Annotated in this window: 11 protein-coding genes, 1 pseudogene and 2 CRISPR repeat arrays; of the genes and pseudogenes, 5 read left to right on the top strand and 7 right to left on the bottom strand. The window is 71.4% G+C overall.

What is annotated here, in order from left to right; all coding sequences use genetic code 11:
- The first annotated feature begins 353 nt into the window (after window positions 1–353).
- Window positions 354–6,128, top strand: coding sequence for an outer membrane protein assembly factor BamB family protein (locus tag LX15_RS14985; RefSeq protein ID WP_253670195.1), 5,775 nt, complete (start codon window positions 354–356; stop codon window positions 6,126–6,128).
- 20 nt (window positions 6,129–6,148) lie between these two features.
- Here LX15_RS14985 and LX15_RS14980 read toward each other — a convergent pair.
- Both LX15_RS14980 and LX15_RS14975 read right to left on the bottom strand, forming a co-directional pair.
- Window positions 6,149–7,764, bottom strand: a pseudogene (locus tag LX15_RS14980) (amidase).
- A gap of 23 nt (window positions 7,765–7,787) precedes the next feature.
- Window positions 7,788–8,975, bottom strand: a complete 1,188-nt coding sequence (locus tag LX15_RS14975; RefSeq protein WP_253670194.1) for a macrolide family glycosyltransferase — start codon at window positions 8,973–8,975, stop codon at window positions 7,788–7,790.
- Window positions 8,976–9,221: 246 nt separating this feature from the next.
- Between LX15_RS14975 and LX15_RS14970 the strand changes: the two genes are divergently transcribed.
- From LX15_RS14970 to LX15_RS14960, 3 genes are read left to right on the top strand one after another with little or no spacing between them, the layout of a single operon-like run.
- Window positions 9,222–9,362, top strand: a complete 141-nt coding sequence (locus tag LX15_RS14970; RefSeq protein WP_253670193.1) for a hypothetical protein — start codon at window positions 9,222–9,224, stop codon at window positions 9,360–9,362.
- Between the two features lie 4 nt (window positions 9,363–9,366).
- Window positions 9,367–9,576 (top strand): hypothetical protein, encoded by a 210-nt coding sequence (locus LX15_RS14965; RefSeq protein WP_253670192.1) that lies wholly within the window; start codon window positions 9,367–9,369, stop codon window positions 9,574–9,576.
- The gene (locus LX15_RS14960) at window positions 9,573–9,926 is read left to right on the top strand and encodes a hypothetical protein (protein WP_253670191.1); all 354 of its coding nucleotides are present in this window, start codon (window positions 9,573–9,575) and stop codon (window positions 9,924–9,926) included. The genes LX15_RS14965 and LX15_RS14960 overlap by 4 nt, the downstream gene beginning before the upstream one ends.
- A 132-nt stretch (window positions 9,927–10,058) precedes the next feature.
- Window positions 10,059–10,331: a CRISPR direct-repeat array (repeat unit 29 nt).
- A gap of 207 nt (window positions 10,332–10,538) precedes the next feature.
- Window positions 10,539–11,297: direct repeats of the CRISPR family, unit length 29 nt; unit sequence GGACTCACCCCCGCGTGCGCGGGGACGAC.
- A gap of 355 nt (window positions 11,298–11,652) precedes the next feature.
- On the opposite strand, the gene LX15_RS14955 is transcribed toward LX15_RS14960, so the two are convergent.
- Window positions 11,653–12,255 (bottom strand): TetR/AcrR family transcriptional regulator, encoded by a 603-nt coding sequence (locus LX15_RS14955; RefSeq protein ID WP_253670190.1) that lies wholly within the window; start codon window positions 12,253–12,255, stop codon window positions 11,653–11,655.
- A gap of 141 nt (window positions 12,256–12,396) precedes the next feature.
- Here LX15_RS14955 and LX15_RS14950 point away from each other — a divergent pair, with 141 nt between their 5' ends.
- Window positions 12,397–13,173, top strand: a complete 777-nt coding sequence (locus tag LX15_RS14950; protein ID WP_372502726.1) for a class I SAM-dependent methyltransferase — start codon at window positions 12,397–12,399, stop codon at window positions 13,171–13,173.
- Window positions 13,174–13,330: 157 nt separating this feature from the next.
- Here the strand turns inward: LX15_RS14950 and LX15_RS14945 are convergent, their stop codons facing one another.
- The 4 genes from LX15_RS14945 to LX15_RS14930 form a co-directional block, all read right to left on the bottom strand.
- Window positions 13,331–14,530, bottom strand: a complete 1,200-nt coding sequence (locus LX15_RS14945; RefSeq protein WP_253670188.1) for an MFS transporter — start codon at window positions 14,528–14,530, stop codon at window positions 13,331–13,333.
- Window positions 14,531–15,057: 527 nt separating this feature from the next.
- The gene (locus LX15_RS14940; RefSeq protein ID WP_253670187.1) at window positions 15,058–15,642 is read right to left on the bottom strand and encodes a hydrolase; all 585 of its coding nucleotides are present in this window, start codon (window positions 15,640–15,642) and stop codon (window positions 15,058–15,060) included.
- Between the two features lie 74 nt (window positions 15,643–15,716).
- Complete coding sequence (locus LX15_RS14935; protein ID WP_253670186.1) at window positions 15,717–17,132, bottom strand: MFS transporter; 1,416 nt, start codon at window positions 17,130–17,132, stop codon at window positions 15,717–15,719.
- Window positions 17,129–17,581 carry a MarR family winged helix-turn-helix transcriptional regulator gene (locus LX15_RS14930; RefSeq protein WP_253670185.1) on the bottom strand — a complete coding sequence of 151 codons (453 nt, stop codon included), beginning with the start codon at window positions 17,579–17,581 and terminating at the stop codon, window positions 17,129–17,131. Before LX15_RS14930 ends, LX15_RS14935 begins: the two co-directional genes overlap by 4 nt.
- Window positions 17,582–17,787 lie beyond the last annotated feature (206 nt).

Genomic DNA, 17,787 nt, shown 5'->3' with positions numbered 1-17,787 from the left:
TTTGTGGACTGTCCTCTCCGGTCTCCGCGTCGGGCGTGGACAGTTGTGGTCTGTCGTGGGTGATGGAGGAACCGCTGTCCTGGTTGGGAGCGGCTGGTGTCGGGAGGTGGTGTTGGCCAGCGGGGTGGAAGGGTGGGGACGCCCCTCCACCCCATCCGTGTTCGGCCCCTCGTTCACGGGCGTGAGGCGTGAGTGCCTGTCCAGTGTTGTCAATCCCCAGATCTAGGGATGGTAGGCGGAGGCGCGGTCGAACAGGGTGGAGAGGACACCGAGGCGGTGGCCGTGACGCGTTGGCTGCGGGCAACCAACCCGGTGGTTGGCCAGCATGTCGGGCGTCGTGATGAGGAGTGAGGATGACCAGCGAATCCGGAACAGCGGCGTTCACGGCGGCCACGGGGTTCACGGCGTTCACGGTGGAGCGGGTGGTCGTGCGGGAGCACGTCGCCTTCCGGCCGTCCGCGTCCGTGCTGGGGGTCGGCAGGGACGGCAGGGCCTACCTGGTCGGGTACCAGTCGACGGGCCAGGCCAACGTCAACTACATCCTGGCGACCACGATCGACGGTCGTGACCGGCGCGGGCTGGCCTACCAGCAGGGGAACGAGATCCCGTGCTCGGTCACCGCGAACGACGCGGCCCACGGACGCTACCTCGCCAGGGCCGAGGCCCACTTCGCGGGCGCGGTCAGCGTGCTGGGCCCCGACCTGGACCCGCAGCCGGTCGGCCGGTGGGTGGGCGCCTACTTCGGCGACGACGTGGGCTGGGACGCGCCCTACCGGGTGGAGGCGGGGGAGGTCAGCGGCCGGTTCTACGCGCTGGCGCAGTACGGCCTCTTCCCGCCACCCGGATCGAGGCCGGGGACCCCGCCGGACCGGCGGCCGACCGTCGTCGTGATCGGCAGCCCACCGGAGCCGGTGACCAGACTGGCCAGCCACCCGCTGCCCTTCGCGCCCGAGAAGGTCACGGTGCTGGACTTCCGGCTGCGCGAGGGCGGCACCGCCGGTGATCCGCAACCGCTGTTCTACGTCCTCTATACGAACAAGGAGAGGAACACCCGACACCTGGCCAAGATCGACGCGAGTGGTCGGGTGCTCTGGGACCGAACGGACCCCGTGATCCAGAAACTCAGGGGCGACTACTACAAGCCGGGCGGGTTCGACGTCGACCAGGCCGGCTACCTGTACGTGGTCGAGCCCGAGGGGGCGGTGGTGCACCGCTACCCGGACGACGGCACGGGCGCGGCCGTCCCGCTGCGCCTGCCCGCCGACCGACCCTCACCGGTGGGCGCGCCCTACCGCGCCCTGCGGGTCTGGGGACGTCAGATCCTGCTCCAGCGGGCCCATGACCGCGAGCTGTACTCGGTCCTCACCCTGCCAGATCCGTCCACATCGGACACCGACGTGGTGTTCGGCCAGTCGGTGCACGCCGACCACGACGTCGTCCGGGCGGAGTTCGGCGACGAGCCAGCCGTCCGGGGCGCGCCGTGGACGGCGGGACGAACGGTGACGGCACGCCTGACCATCGACCGGTACGGCCGAGGCACGCAGCAGCGGGTGCCGGCACCGAGATGGCGGGCGTGGCTGCGCTCTCCCGGAGGCCAGGACCACCGCGAACTGACGGTGACGCCCGACCCCGGCGACGACACCCTCTTCCGGATCGCCGTGCCCGCCGACGCCACCGGACTGTCACAGCTCACGCTCAGCCCCGACACCGGGCCGTCCCGCTCGGGCGATGAGATGGACTACCGGTTGCACCGCTTCGTGGAGATCCGACCCGAGTCGGCCACCGGCTCGGTCACACTGAGCACGGTCTCGCGAGCGGTGGTCGGCACATCGTCCAACAACCCGACGGACCACCCGTTGAACCGCACCCGCTACGCGCGCGGCGAACCCGTCGTGGTGACCGTCTCGGTTCGCCAGAAGCCGGCCACCATCGAACAGATCACGCTGCGACTGGACGACGTCTCGGGCAGCGCCCCTGTCACGGTCGCGCGCACCACCCTCCCGGTCTCCGCCGAGCCCGTCACGATCACCGTCCCCGCCGCGCTGACGGAGGTGCTGCGGCCGGGGCGATACCTGCTCACGGCCGAGGCGCCCGGCCTCACGATCGCCCCGCAACCACTGGAGTTCGGACCGGCCCAGCCGGTCAGCGCCTATCGCCGGGTCTGGTTCGAGGACCTGGCGCGCATCGTCCCCACCACCGCCGACCTGTGGAACGCCGCCGACACGGTCGCAGCGCACCTGGAGCGGGTGCGCAGGCAGGGATGGACGATCACCGTCGAGCGGCTGGGCAGCAACCTCAACCGGTTCCTGGTCCTTCCGCTGGAGTGGGACACCGCGGTGCTCGGCCCCCTGCGCGCCCGGCTGCTCGCCGATCCGGTCGCGGTGGACCCGATGAAGCTCTGGCGGCTGCCGTCCACTCTGGACGTCATCGCCGGGCTCGGCGCGCTCGGCGTGCGCGAGCGCGGCGTGCTGGTGATCAACGACGCGACCCTGCCGCTGCCGGAGGAGATCGACCCGCGCGGCAACGAGGACAGCCGCACCCCGATCCTGCGCTACTTCGACCTGTTCCAGGCCAACGGCGTCTGCTCGGCGTACCCCGCGTTCCAGGGTTGGCACTGGGCCGCGAACTGGCTGCGCCTCGAAGTCAGCGTCGACCAACTGAACAAGTACGCCAAACCCCGCGCCAGGGAACTCTACTCGCGGGAGCTGGTGGCCACGCGCACTGACGGGACCTGGCGGCCGCTGGTGGCCGCGATGTTCACGCACGCCCTCGAACACGCCCCGGCGGCCCAGCGCCTGCTGCGCGAGGTCCTCGACGCGGGAGCGGACGCCGGCGCGGGCTCCGCCGAGCTGATCACCTCCGTCGCCGGGCCGTTCCGCTTCGCCTTCGTCTACCCGCCGGAGACGTTCGTCGAGGTGGACGAGGTCGACCTCCAGGCGCAGTGGGAACAGTTCCCGCTCATGCTGCACACCGCCTTCGCCGTCGACTACTACGTGCGACCCGGCCGGCCGAGCACGTTGCACGAGGACAACTGGAACGACAGCGGCACCGGCGACCAACTCCTCAGCCAGGCCTTCGCCGCGCTCATGCGGGGTGGCGACACCAGCGGCCACAGCGCCCCGGTCCCCATCTTCCGGCAGCAGTCGCTCGTGCCCGACCCGAGGAACACCGCCGGTGGCTGGCCGTCGATGGTCCGCGTGCTGGCCGGTGTGCTCCACGAGTACGGCGAGTGGATCAGCCGGTTCCGCGGCGCGGACCAGGTGGCGATCCTGGTGTCCCGGCGTCAGTTCGCCGTCGAGACGTGGTTCGCCGCGATGCCCGAGCACTTCGGTCGGATCTTCGAGGCGTACCTGGGCCTGCTGTACGCCCACCTGCCCGCGAGCATCGTCTTCGTCGAGGACCTCGGCACTCCGGGGGTGCGGCCGCTGACCGACTACGCGGCCGTGGTGCTCGTGCATGAGCGGATCGCGTTCGACACCGACGTGCTCACGGCGCTGCGCGAGGCGGCGCGCGCCGGTGTGCGCGTGTTCCACGACGGCGAATGCCGCGACTCCGTGGTCGCCGAGGTGGGCAGTGCCCCGCTGCGCTCGCCGACGAACCTGACCTTTGACAGGAGCTTCGTCTTCGACGCGGTCGATCCCGCCGCCGCGCTCTTCCCCCAGGCCGGCAATGACGCCTCCTACCACAGCTCCAACCCCAACCCGGTGCTGCGGAGCTGGTACCAGATCTGCCTCGACCACGGCCGTGACCTCCGGTCGGCCCTCGGCGACGTGGTCAGCGGCCCGCGAGCCACCGCCGACGACCCCCAGGTCCTGGTCAGCGAGCGCACCCTGGGCGAGGCGCGGATCGTCGTCGCGCTGAACAACTCGATGTTCGACGTGGACAACGCGATCTTCCGGAGGGCGGAGAACTTCAGCGCGGTCCGCGCGCCGCTGACCTGCCGGCTGCGGCTTCCCGCCGCCAGCGGCGTGGTGTACGACGTGCTCGCCGGCGCGCGGGTGTCGCCAGCCGAGGACGGCACGGTCACCGCGGACTTCCGGCACTGGCCGGTCGCGATCTACGCGCTGCTCCCCGCACCCGTCCTCGGGCCGGTGGTCACCGCGACCACCCGCGCCGACGGGCCGAACGGCACGTCCCGCGTCCACTGGTCGGTGCGCATGCGCGGCGCTGACCCTGATCTGCCTTTGCCCGTCCGGGTCCGGATTCGGGGCGAGGCCACCACCGTGCTGTGGGAGACCCACACCACCGCGCCCGCCGAGGGAATCCTTCCCGCGCCGGTCAACGCGGGCACCAGGCTGTGGGTCACCGCCGTCGACCTGCTCAGCGGCCAGACCGACACCACCGACGTCGCCGTCGTCGTCCCCAGCGAACCGATGGACCTGCTCACCGGACCCGAGGCCCTCGTCGCGGATCGGTCGACCTCGACCGCACTCCCGCCGCAGGAGAACTGGGAGCCCGCGACCCAGCGACTTGGCGCTCACGTCAACGGCATCGCGCTGACCGGCGACACAGCCGTGCTGACCACGTCGAACTGGGACAGCAACCTGTACGCCCTCGACCTGACCACCGGAGCGCAACGCTGGCAGACCCGGATCGGCCAGCAGTACACCTTCAGCCCCCGCACCATCTCCGGCGGTGTCGCGGTCCACGGCATGGCCCTCGACACCCACAACGGCTACGGGCTGCACCTGGTCCGGGCCGAGAGCGGCACCGTCGAGCGGCGTTTCGACCTGCACGGCACCGCGCCCCGCTGGTTCCACCGCATCAGCTCGAACAGGTCGGACGGCCTGCCGCCCGCGTTCGCGACACCGCCCAGCGGCGCCTGGGTGGTGACCGCCGGCAACCTCGGCCTGGCCGCCTGGCGTCGCGACGGTACCCCGCTGTGGCACCAGGACTGGTGGCAGGAGCCGCTGTCCCAGCGGCCCGGCGCCGCCAGCGAAGCCCATCTCACGGCGGTGGACGAGGACACCGTGCTCCTGGTCGCCCGGCAGAAGGCCGTCACCTACCAGGTCAGCACCGGCGCCGAACGCTGGAGCCGTGATCTGGCTCCGCTGGTCACCACCATCGGCGGCAAGGCGACGTCGGCCGCCCGGAGTCCGGACGGCCGCCTCCTGGCCGTGGCCACCACCTACGACACCGGCCGACTGTTCCTGCTCGACCGCGCCCACGGCACGCTCGTGGCCACCCTGCCCGCCACCGCCGACGAACTCGCCTGGAGCCCGGACAGCCGGACCCTGATCACCCTCCAGGGGACCCGGGTCATCCTGTTCCGCGCCACCGCCGGAGTCTGGTCGCAGCACAGCTCCTACCCGGCCGCCGACGTCCTCCACCACCTCGACGTCGCCGAGGACGGCCGGATCGCCTGTGGCGACGAACAGGGCAACCTCGTCGTGCTCAACCCAGAAGCCGAACCACTGCTGGTCACCGACGTCGTCGGGCTCCCCGTGCCGACATGGCTGCCGGGAGGGGACCTGCTGGTCGGCACCTGGCTCGGCCTGGTCAGCCGGATCGACGGCGTCACCTACCAGCGCAGGTGGACCACGCTGCTGCGTTCCACCGCCGCCACCATGCGCGAGAACCTGCTCGCCCCCGAAACGGCCCCTGTCACGGCCGTGACCGGCTCCGGCAACGCCATTCCGCCGGTGACCGCGCCCAACCTCCTCAACGACCCCGCGCACACCGTCGTGCAGTTCGTCGGATGGGACGAGAAGAGGCCCGTGGCACTGCGGGCCGACCAACTACTGGCGACCACGCCCAACCCCACACCACCGGCCATGCCGTTGCTGTCCGACCCGATGATCGAGTTCACTGCGGAGTCATTCGCCCTGTGCTACCTGCACATCCGCCCTCCGGAAGCCGTCACCTTCGACGCGCTCACGCTGTGGGACGACCCGGCGCATCCCGAGTCGTGGCTGCGTCACCTGCGACTGGACGTTCGGCGCACCCCCGACGATGTGTGGCGGCCGATCACCCACCTCGTCGCGGGCACCGCCAGCCGCAGCTACCGGATCACCGACCCCGCCCAGCCCGTCTCGGCGTCCGCGCTCCGGCTGGTGGTGCCGCCGGGCCTCGCCGGGAACCTCCGACTCGCGGGAATCGCGCTGCACCGACTCGGCACGACACGATGAGCCACGACACGATGAGCCGGTCAGTTCGTCTCCGGCAGGTTGGGGAGGAACCGGGGAGCGCGCCGTGCGGAAGCGACCCGCTCGAACGCCGCCGCGAGCGAGAGCACCTCGGCGTCCGCCCACCGGCCCGCGAAGATCGACAGGCCCACGGGAAGCGGTCCCACGAAGCCGGCGGGCACGGTGGTGTGGGGATAGCCGGCCACGGCGGCGGGCGTGGAGGACGGGATGATGTCGTTGTCGCCCCGCACACAGTCGATTCGCCACGCGGGTGGATTTGTCGGCGCGACGATGGCGTCCAGCCGGTGCTCCTCAGGGTCTCGTCGATCGACCTCCGGGACAGCTCGGACAACCTCGCCCGTCGGGCCTGGTACTCGGGGTCGTCGGGCCGTGGTGCGGCCTCGGCCATCTCGAACAGTTCCTGGCCGGGGAAGCAGGTCCGCTCGGCGGGATCGGACCGGTTGTAGGCGATCAGGTCGGCCAGGGTGCGCGGACCGCCCCGCCGGGTCGCCAGGTAGGCGTTGACGTCCCTGCGGAACTCGGTGAGCAGCGCCGGCATTTCGTCAGCCGCCAGCTCCTCCTGGAACGGCAGCGACACCTCGACCACCGTGGCGCCGCTCGTGCGGAGCCTGTTCACGGCGGAGGTCATCACGGCGTCGACCTCCGGACCCAACGCCGGCAGGCGCCACATCCCGATCCTGGCTCCGCGCACGGCGTTCGGGTCGAGTGCCCTGGCGTAGTCGGTCGGCTGGTGGTCCGGGACGGCGTGGGTCGCCGGGTCGTCAGGGTCGCGAGCCCGCAACGCCGACAGCGTGATCGCGAGATCGACGACGTGCCGCGCGATCGGCCCCGTCGTGTCCTGCTCGGCGGAGATCGGCACCACCCCGGTCCGGCTCACCAGCCCCAGGCTCGGCTTGTGCCCGGCGACACCGGTCATCCCCGCCGGGCAGACGATCGAGCCGTCGGTCTCGCTCCCGATGGCCACCTGCGTCAACGAGGCGGCGACGGCCGCCGCCGAGCCGGAGGAGGACCCACACGGACTGCGGTCCAGCACGTGGGGATTGGTGGTCTGGCCGCCGACGGCGGACCAGCCGGACGTCGGCTTGGTGGAGCGGAAGTTGGCCCACTCCGACAGGTTCGCCTTGCCGAGGATCACCGCGCCCGCGGCGCGAAGCCGCGTGACCTGGAAGGCGTCCCGCTGAGGGCGGGAATCCCGCAGTGCGCGTGATCCGGCGGTGGTGGGCATCGCGACGGTGTCGATGTTGTCCTTGAGCAGCACCGGAATCCCGTCGAGCGCGCCGAGCACACGACCGGAACGCCTCCGCGCGTCGCTCGCGGCGGCCTCGGCGAGTGCTCGTTGGTTGACCGCGACGACAGATCGCACCCTGTCATCGACGTCGTGGATTCTGCGCAGGTAGGCGGCGGTGAGCCGGACGGAGGTGAGCGTCCCCCGGTTCATCCACTCCTGGAGGTCGGGGATGGTGGCGGCGTCGAGGTCGAAGCCGAGCGCGGCGGGCGCGGGGCTGGTCGCCGCGTCGGCCACGGACGCAGGGGAGGCCGGGGAGGCCGGGGAGGCCGCGAGCACCACGGTCGCCGTCAGGAGCGAGGTCGCCACGAGGAGCTGACGCACGCGGTTCATTGGACGCCCAGCGGTCCGGCGGGTCAACCTGTGGTTGTTCCGAGCCCGAGGTACTGCTCGATTTCGTCAGCCCCTCGGACCGCGCCACCACTCCGCCGGATGGCGTCCTGCATCCGGTCGAGGTTCGCGCGTACAGCACCGCTGGAGGCCACACGCGTCACCACCGCGCGCAGTTCCTCAGGGGAGGGGGTTGCGCTGTCCAGCCGTTCGCCCAGTCCGAGTTCCTGGACCCGGTTGGCGTTGATGACCTGCTCCGGCGTGTGCGGGAAGGCGACGATCGGAACCCTGAAACACAGCGCCTCCATCGTCGAGTTCATCCCGGCGTGCGAGACGAACGCCGAGGCGTGGCCAAGCACGGCCGGCTGCGGGAACCACGGCCTGATGTCCACAGTGGACGGAATCGGTCCGAGGGAGGCGGGGTCCACGTCCCGCACGGTCATCGCCACCTGCCACGCGCCGTCGCGGAAAGCCTCAAGACAGGTGCGGTAGAACGCCGCGTCCGTGAAGACACTGCCCAGCGACACGAACAGCACCGGAAGATCCGGAACCCTGGGCGTCCACGGCTCCTTCCGCTCCCGCTGGCCCAGCAGCGGGCCGACGAACCGGAACCGGTCGTCGAAGGTCTCGCCAGCCGGCTGGAACTCCCGGGGAACGAACACCAGGTTGAGCGCCTCGACCACGTCCATCGTCCCGGCGAAGTCCAGATGGACGCCGTGCTCGTCGGAGAACCTCGCGCACTCGGCGGCGAGCGCCACCATCACGGGATGATCGGCGTCGATCCCACCCATCAGATCGTCGTCCAGCGAGAACGCCTCGTTGGACGCGAGGTTCGGGATGCACCGCACGGGCGGGATGCCGAGCTTCTCGGCCACCAGCCGGCCCGGCCAGTTCGTCGTGTCGTAGCAGACGGCGTCCGGTCGCGTCGCAGAACAGTGCTCGTACAGCACCGGGTACGTCGCCGACATCGCGGCGAAGTAGTGCTGAAGCCAGCTCAGGATGGTCTCGGAGCTGACCCGTGCGGGCGCCGAGAACGGCTTCAGCGACGGCAGCGGCACCCAGCGCGCACCCGCGCCCACCACCGCATCCGCGTACTCCGAGCCGGTCGCGTAGTCCACCCGGTGGCGACGGCGGACGAGTTCCTCGACCAGCGGCAGGGACGGGGTGACGTGCCCCTGCCCGGCCAGGGTGACGAACACCAGACGCTTCGGCATGGTCGACGAGCATAGGAGCGTCCACCACCCCATCACCCGCGAACCAAGAACAACCCTCCCGCATCCACCCCCCGCCTGCGCAGGCAAGACTGCTCGTGGATGTCGGCCTGTGGTACCGCCGGGAACCACCCCCGCCTGCGCGGGGACGCGCCCCCAACGGTGTCGTAGCGCAGCGTGATCACGTTCGGGGGATCTGTGTTCGTTCCCGCCGCGCTGGTGCCCGCCCGGTGGCTACGGTCGCCCGCCATGCTGGCCGAGCTGATCCACGACCTCCAAGGCGTGCTGGACACGACCGACTCGGCGCGGGACCCGGTGGTGGCCGCCGCGAACATGCTGGAGGAATGCCCGACCGAAGAAGATGCCGACCCGGGAAGTGTGGTCCACTGAGGAGTTGGCCGAGATCTACCGGGCCCTCACCGAGGGCGGCGTGCGGCAGGACCGGCCGGACTACATCGGCACGGCCGTGATCCTCAGCGACAAAACGTTCGTGGGATGGCGTACGAAGAGTGCGACCAGCCCAGAACCCACTATCGACATGCGCAGCGTCACCGGTGGGCGGCTGAAGATCCATGTGAACACCGAAGGATGGGATGACGAGTGAGCGCGACTTGGCCCGAGCCCCTGATCCGCAGGGTCGCGGACGACGTCCTGGTCGCGGCCGAGGAAGAGGGCGAACCGCTGTACTTCTCCGATATAGCGTCGCTCGCATGTCAGCTCACGGGCCGGGATGACGGCCCCGAGGTGTGGAACCTCGCCGTCGAGGCGACCGCCCGGCTGCTGCGGGACGGGCGGCTGGTCGCTGGCTCGTACGCCCGCCCGCACGGCTGGCAACCATGGGACGGCACCGCAGCGGACCACGTCCGGCGTATCCGGGACGCGGTCGCCGAGCTGGCAGCGGCCGCCCGGCCGCTGTACCCGGGTGATGTGTGTGCGATGGTGTCGAAAACGTGAGGTCAAGCAGTGTCGTCCCCGCATGCGCGGGGATGACGCGGACCCCACTGGTGTGGAAGCTGGCGATGGGGACTCACCCCCCCGCGTGCGCGGGGAGCACGCGGCCTCCGCACTGAGACAACTGCGAGGGAGAGGCTCACCCCCGCGTGCGCGGGGAGCACACCAGGTCTTTGATCATCTCCAGTGTCTCGTCCGACTCACCCCCGCGTATGCGGGGAGCACTCGGCCTCACCGAGTCGGCCCCGGAACGGGTCGGACTCACCCCCGCGTATGCGGGGAGCACGAGGCGCCACAGGAGGTGTCGCTGCTGGAGCTGGACTCACCCCCGCGTATGCGGGGAGCACCGCGCCGCCGGTGTCGCCCCGGGCGGCTACCACGACTCACCCCCGCGTATGCGGGGAGCACCCTACGTGACCTGCGCTCCTGTCCCGTGTGCAGGGTAGGCGGACACCAGTTGGTTCAGCGGACCAGGCTCGGCTTCCCACTCCACCGTGATCGATTATCCCCGGTACGCGCGGGGAAGATGACGATCCGCGCGAGGGTCAGTTTGGGCAGCGACCACCGCGTGCGCAGTGAGGACCCATCGGCGGTCGGCGAGGATCCGCACGACACGCAACTCACCCCCGCGTGCGCGGGGAGCACAACGTCTCGATGTACGTCTCGTTCTCCAGCAACGACTCACCCCCGCGTGCGCGGGGAGCACGGCAGAACCGACGGCGCCGGAAACCCGTGGCGCGACTCACCCCCGCGTGTGCGGGGAGCACGGGGCCGTCGGCCCCTGCCCGGCACCGATAGTCGACTCATCCCCGCGTGCGCGGGGACGACGCACTCGACCTCGCTCGCGAGATCCGACTGAAGGACTCACCCCCGCGTGCGCGGGGACGACACGGGTAGGAGTGCTCCGCCATGGTGTTTTACGGACTCACCCCCGCGTGCGCGGGGACGACGAAGGCGTGGCCGCCGAGGACCCCCACGGACTGGACTCACCCCCGCGTGCGCGGGGACGACGCGAACGACCCGGACGACCACCTGGCGCGCAGGGACTCACCCCCGCGTGCGCGGGGACGACCCCAGGAACCGCGTCATCAAGGCCTGCACTCGCGACTCACCCCCGCGTGCGCGGGGACGACCTACAGTCCTACCGGTATCGCGACGCGTCCGGGGACTCATCCCCGCGTGCGCGGGGACGACCCACCGATCGCGTCCTCCCTGCGTACGCGGGACTCATCCCCGCGTGCGCGGGGACGACGTGTGGGACGCGGTCCTGCACCTCTCGTAGGGGGACTCATCCCCGCGTGCGCGGGGACGACGCCCCGCTGATCACGGCCCTGACCGAACACGTGGACTCATCCCCGCGTGCGCGGGGACGACCCTTTGTGACCTGCGCTCCTGTCCCGTGTGCAGGGTAGGCGGACACCAGTTGGTTCAGCGGGCCGGGCTCGGCTTCCCACCTCACCGTGATCGACTAGTCCCCCGCGTGCGGGGAGGACGTCCACACCAACGGCCCCGGCGCTGGTCCCTGGGACTTACCCCCGCGCGCGGGGAGCACGACGCGATGACCGGTCAGTTCGCGCTGCTGAGCGACTCACCCCCGCGTGTGCGGGGACGACAGCAGGCGCACGTGCAGGTCGGTCGATACGGGCGACTCACCCCCGCGTGCGCGGGGACGACCCTTCGGGGGCTGCGTTCTTGTTCCGTGTGCAGGGTAGGTGGGTGCCGGTGGGGTTCAGCGGGCCGGGTTGGGTGTGACGCCGGCGAGGACGGTGGTCACCATCCTGTGGACGTCCTCGCGCTCGGGCGGTGTGCCGCTCCTGTCGGCGAAGAGCAGGTGGCCGGCCCCGACCAGGGTGGGGGCGAGCGCGTCGATGTCGGCGTCGGGCGCGATGCGGCCCAGTTCCCGTTCCGCCGTGAGGTAGGCGGCGACCATGTCCGCGGCCTCGGTGGCGAGGGGGATGCCGGGGGTCGGTCGGGCCGCGCGGAGTCGGGCGCGCAGGTCGTCCCGGAAGGTGATCAGAGCGACGATCGACACCGTGACCGAGTGGAACACGGTCCTCAGCGCGTCGGTGAGGTTGTCGGCGACGGTGCCGGTGCCCGCGGCCTCGCGCAGGGCGGTGGCCTGCTCGGCCATCCTGTCGATCCGGTCGAGGACCAGTTCGGCGAGGAACGCGTCGAAGTCGGCGAAGTGCCGGTGCAGCACGCCCTTCGCGCAGCCCGCCTCGGTGGTGACCGCCCGACTGGTCAGCGCGTTCGGTCCGTCCCGGAGCAGGACGCGCTCGGCGGCGTCGAACAACTGCTCCCGCACGTCTCGGATGTGCACCCCAGTCGGCACCCTGCCTCCTTTTCGCTCACCGCGAACCCCGACCCTGCCCACGTCCTCTAGTGGGCATGCGCCCACTAGAGTGGGCGCATGCCCACTTTACCGCGAGAGCACTCGGACCCCGCTCCGCAGGAGCCCCACCGCCACCGCCAGATGGCCGAGTCCTTCGGGGTGGACGCCGATCGTTACGACCGGGCCCGGCCCCGCTATCCCGACGCCCTGGTGAACCGGATCATCACCGACCTGTCCGCGCCCACGGTCCTCGACGTCGGCTGCGGCACGGGCATCGCGGCCCGGCAGTTCCAGGCGGCCGGCTGCGCGGTCCTCGGCGTCGAGCCCGACGCGCGGATGGCCGACCTCGCCCGCCGCACGGGGGTCGAGGCCGAGGTGGCGACGTTCGAGGACTGGGACCCCGCCGGTCGGGTGTTCGACGTGGTCGTCGCCGCCCAGGCCTGGCACTGGGTGGACCCGGTCGTCGGCGCGGCCAAGGCGGCGCGTGTGCTGCGTCCGGGCGGCCGGCTGGCGGTGTTCTGGCACGTGTTCGAGCCCCCGCCCGCCGTGGGCGACGCCTTCGTGGAGGTCTACCAGCGGGTGGTGCCCGACTCGCCGGTCAGTGTCCTGTCGAAGAGCGGTTCGCGGGCGTCCGCCGAGGACATCTATCAGAAGATGGTCGCGAAGGCGGCTGACGGACTCCGCGAGGGTGGAGGGTTCGGCGAGCCGGAACAGTGGCGGTTCGACTGGGAACGCTCCTACACCCGTGACGAGTGGCTGGACCTGCTGCCCACCTCCGGCGTCCTCACCCAGCTCCCGCCGGACAAGTTGGGTGCGGTCCTGGAGGGCGTTGGCGCGGCCATCGACGCGATCGGGGGCAGCTTCACGATGTCCTACGCCACTGTGGCGATCACGGCGGTGCGAGCCAACAACCCCTGACCTGCCCACTCCTCCCGCACGCGGACTACACGGGCGACAGGGACCTGAGCGGCAAAGCGAAAGGCTGGTCACCAACAGGGGTGACCAGCCTTTCGCCTCTTCTGAAGCCTGTTCGCCGAGGTCTGTCCGGCGATGCGTGCCCGTGCCCGAGCCGTCCTCAGCCGACCGACACGGGCTCCTCGACGCGGTCGGCGGCCGGGGTCTCGGACCGCTGCGGTCGGCGGTCCAGCCAGCCGGAGAGCAGCGCGAAGCCCAGGCCGACCACGGCCAGCGCCGCGCCAACCCAGCTCGGGGCGGTGAGCCCCAGGCCGGCCGCGATGACCAGGCCACCGAGGTAGGCGCCCAGCGAGTTGGCGATGTTGAAGGTCGACTGGATGCTCGCCGACCCCAGCGCGGGAGCCTCCTTGGCCTGGTCCAGGATGCGGGCCTGGATGCTCGGGATCGCCGCGAACCCGGTCGCGCCGATCAGGAACACGGTGACCGGCGCCAGCACGGCGCTGTGCGCGGTGGCCGCGAACAGGGCCAGGGCGGCGGCCAGCGCGGTGAGGAAGACGTACAGCGTCCTCATCGGGTTGCGGTCGGCCAGTCGGCCGCCGACAGCGGTGCCGACGGTCATGCCGACGCCGAACACCGCCAGCAACACGGTGACGGTCGTGGGGGAGTAGCCGGTGACGTCGGTCAGCACCGGCTTGACGTAGCTGTAGAAGGAGAAGGTGGCGGCGAAGCCGAAGATCACGACCGCGAAGGCCAGCCAGACCTGCGGTCGGCCGAACGCGCGCAGCTCGCCCCGCAGGCTGACGTCGGTGGGCTTGGGCTGCCACGGCACCAGCGCCGCCACCGCGGCGAGCGCGACCACGCCGATCACCGCGACCAGGCCGAACGTCCAGCGCCAGCCGAACGCCTGACCGAGCAGGGTGCCGAGCGGGACGCCGACGACGTTGGCCACGGTCAGCCCGATGAACATCAGCGAGATCGCCTGCGCGCGCCGGTCCTGCCGGACCAGGCTCGCGGCGACCACCGCGCCGATGCCGAAGAACACGCCGTGCGGCAGGCCGGCGAGGAACCGGGCGCCGAGCAGCAGTTCGTGCGTCGGCGCGAACGCCGAGAACAGGTTCCCGACGGTGAACAGCACCAGCATGCTCAGCAACATCGTCTTGTGTCGGGCGCGCATCCCCAGCATGGTCAGCAGCGGCGCGCCGACCACGACACCGAGCGCGTACAGCGAGATGTAGCCACCGGCGTCGGGGATCGAGACGTGCAGGTCGTCGGCGATCTCGGGCAGCAGGCCCATCATGACGAACTCGGTCGTCCCGATCCCGAACGCGGCGACGGCCAGGGCCAGCAGGGCGATGGGCAAGGAAGTCTCCCCTGGAACGGACGTGCGGTGCTGGTCTCGCCTCCTGGCGTCCCCGCCCCCGGTTCGACGTCGTCCGCGTCGTGTTCCCGGTGGCCGAGGGCCCGACTTCGTCGAAGTCGACCGTCGGTGGCGCTTCCCTACGCAACAGGGGCTGGAGCGATCATATTCCTGAATCGATGCATGACCCACGCCACGTCCAGATTGTCGTGTTTGTCGCTGCGGGTGGATCCGGAACGTGTTAGCGCTGTCACCGCAGGTCAGAATCTGTCAGAGAGGTTTCGTGGAGGTTTCGTGGCCGCTGCGCGTCGCCGTTGGCGCAGGCAGTCGGCCCGCATTCTTGGATCAGTGCTCGCGGTGGGCGCCGCCGCCTCTCGTCAACGTTGTCCGCCCGGCTTTCCCCTGGGGACACCGCACGCCACGTGCGGTGTCCCCAGGGCCTTTCTTCGCATTTCTGGCCGTGTGTCAGCTCCGTCCGCGAGGGAGAAGATCCGAAACGGCGGCGCGAGGAGCGGGGCCAGATCTCGCGATCAGCCGTGGGTCGTGGCGAGCAGGTTGAGGACGTCGGCGGTGGAGCCGGTCTCGCCGAGCCGGGGGAAGATCCGCTCGACGCTGTTCTGGTGGGCCCGCGCGTCGCGGTCGGTCATGGCGTCGGTGACCAGGGTGACGTGGTAGCCGTGCTCGTGCGCCGCGCGGGCGGTGGACTCGACGCCGATGCTGGTCGCGATGCCGGTGAGCACGATCTGGGTGATGCCGCGCCGGCGTAGGTGCAGGTCCAGGTCGGTGCCGTAGAAGGCCGACCAGTTCCGCTTCGTGACGAGGATGTCCTCGGGGTGGCCGGCGAGGTCCTCCGCCAGGGTGTCCCAGCCCGCGGGCAGGGCGCTGGTGGGGCGGGGAGCCTCGGTGCGGCCTCCCGGGCTGTCCGATCCGTCGGGAGCCGAGGTGACGCGCACGAGCACGACGGGCAACCGGCGGGCGCGGAACGCCTCGGCCAGTGTCACCGTGCGGGCCAGGACGTCGGCGGTGCTGTGCGGGGTCCCCGGCGCGGCGAGGATGCCGTTCTGGAGGTCGATGGCGACCAGCGCGGTCTTCGGGTCGAGGGTGGTGACGGCCATGGCCGTGTCCTTTCCGATCTGGTGTGCGGTGTCGGAGACAGGTGTGAGGAGGGAGCGGTGGTGCCGGCGGCCCGTCAGGCGGCCGCCGGCCCCACCGCCGGGCCGATGCGCCGGAGAGACCGGTCGGCCAGGGTCGTGACCAGGAACAGCGCGGCCACGACGAGCAGGAACCAGCTCAGGTGGTGCAGGCCGAGGGTGGTGGCCCCGTGCGGGAAGACGGCGGCGGTCGCGGCGGAGGCGATGATCGCGCCGAGGTACATGAAGGTGCGCAGCAGGCCGGCCGAGGAGCCCATGCGGGCGGGGTCGGCCTGGGCGTAGAGGGCGTTCTGGTTGGCCAGCCCGTTCAGGCCCTGCGGCACGCCGATGACCGCGCCGATGGCCACGAGCACCCACAGCGGGCTGCTGGAGTCGGCCAGCAGCAGCGCCGCCGAGCCCACGAGCTGGACGACGGCTCCGATGACGAGCTTGCCGCGCACCTCGGCCCGGCGTCCGGTGAGCGCCGTGACGACGATGGCCGCCGCGGACATCGGCAGCAGGACCAGGCCGGCCGTCGACGAACTCAGCGCGCGCCCCTCCTCCAGCCACTGCGTGAAGCCGTACAGGAAGGAGTAGGAGGTGACGTAGGCCAGCAGTTGACGGCCGTAGGTGGCCAGCAGCGGGACGTTGCCGCTCAGCACCCGCAGGTCCACGAAGGGTTCGGCCGCCCGCAGCTCCCGCAGGGCGAAGGCCGCGCCCGCCACGACGCCGACCAGCAGCAGGGGCCACGCGCTGAGCCGGGGTTCCATCAGGAACACCATGAACGCGGTCAGCGTGGCGGCGAACAGGACCATCCCCGCGACGTCCCCCCGCCGCCGGGTCGCCGCCGGGGCGTTCTCCTGGAGCGCTGTCCGGCGCGGCAGGAGCGCCGAGCCCAGGACCAGGCACGCCACCGAGAGCGGGACGTTCACGCCGAAGATCGCCGACCACCCGCCGGTGCTGATCAGCAGCCCGCCGAGCGTCGGGCCGACCACGGCGACCACCTGGTTGCAGATGGACAGCGCCGCCAGGATGCCGCCGGGGTTGCGCAGCCCGGTCCGCGCGGACTCGGCGCGCAGCAGGGACATCGACGCCGGGTACGCGGCGGAGGTCCCCACCCCCAGCAGCACCCGGGAGAGCACCAGGACCCACAGGTCCGGGGCGAACACGCCCAACAACCCGGCCACGCCCACCAGCGCCGTGCCCACCAGGTAGGGCAGTCGGGGGCCGTAGGAGTCCACCAGGCGCCCGATCACCGGCTGCGCCACGGCGGTCGCCAGGTACAGCCCCGACACCAGCCACGCGGTCTGCGAGGGCGGCGCGCCGAAGGCCTGGCCGATCGGGATCAACGCCACGGCGAGCATCGAGGAGTTGATCGGGTTCAGGATCGAGCCCAGGATCATGGGCGCGACCAGCTTCCGGTCGAACCCGTCGCCGCGCCGCGCCCGCCCGCGTTGTTCCGGCAGGTCGGTCATGACTGCGCCACTTCGTCCAGCAGCGCCATCGCCTCGATGATGGTGCGGCACTGCTCTTCCGTGCACCGCTCCTGCAACGCCCGCGCCAGCCACTCCTGGCGGGCCCGGCGGTCGCCCTGGCGCCGCTTGAGCCCCAGCCTGGTCAGGGTGACGAGCTGCCGGCGCCCGTCCTCGGGGTCCGGACGCCGCTCGACCAGTCCGGCCTGCTCCAGCGCGGCGATGATCTTCGCCGCCGACTGCGGCCGCACCCGCTCCGCCGCGGCCAGCTCACTGGCCGAGGCCGGGCCGTGCTTGTCCAGCCGGGCCAGCACCGACGCCTGCGCCGGCGTCAGGTCCTCCTCGGTGGCCAGCTCCTTGAGCCGCCGTCGCAGCCGGCTGACCACCACCCACACGTCACCCGCCGCGCGGACCGCCGACGGCGAGACCGCGCCCCTCCTGCTCTCGATCATGTCTCCACGGTAGAACTCGTCAGCCCAGACTGTCCAGTTTCAGGTGTGCACCCCAGGCTGGCGAACGCGCGCCACGCCGTACACCGGCCTGGCCGCCGGTGTCGACGACACATGGGCCGGGAATCATCGGCAGAAGGCCGAGTCCGGGTTGGCCGCTCGACCGATGTGACCCTTTCGTCTTCTTGATCACGATGGGCGGGAACGCG

The organism is Streptoalloteichus tenebrarius, assembly GCF_024171885.1.
In the GTDB taxonomy this organism is placed as follows: domain Bacteria; phylum Actinomycetota; class Actinomycetes; order Mycobacteriales; family Pseudonocardiaceae; genus Streptoalloteichus; species Streptoalloteichus tenebrarius.
The sequence above is the reverse complement of the archived record's forward strand: the minus strand, read 5'-3'. Positions and strand labels throughout refer to the sequence as shown.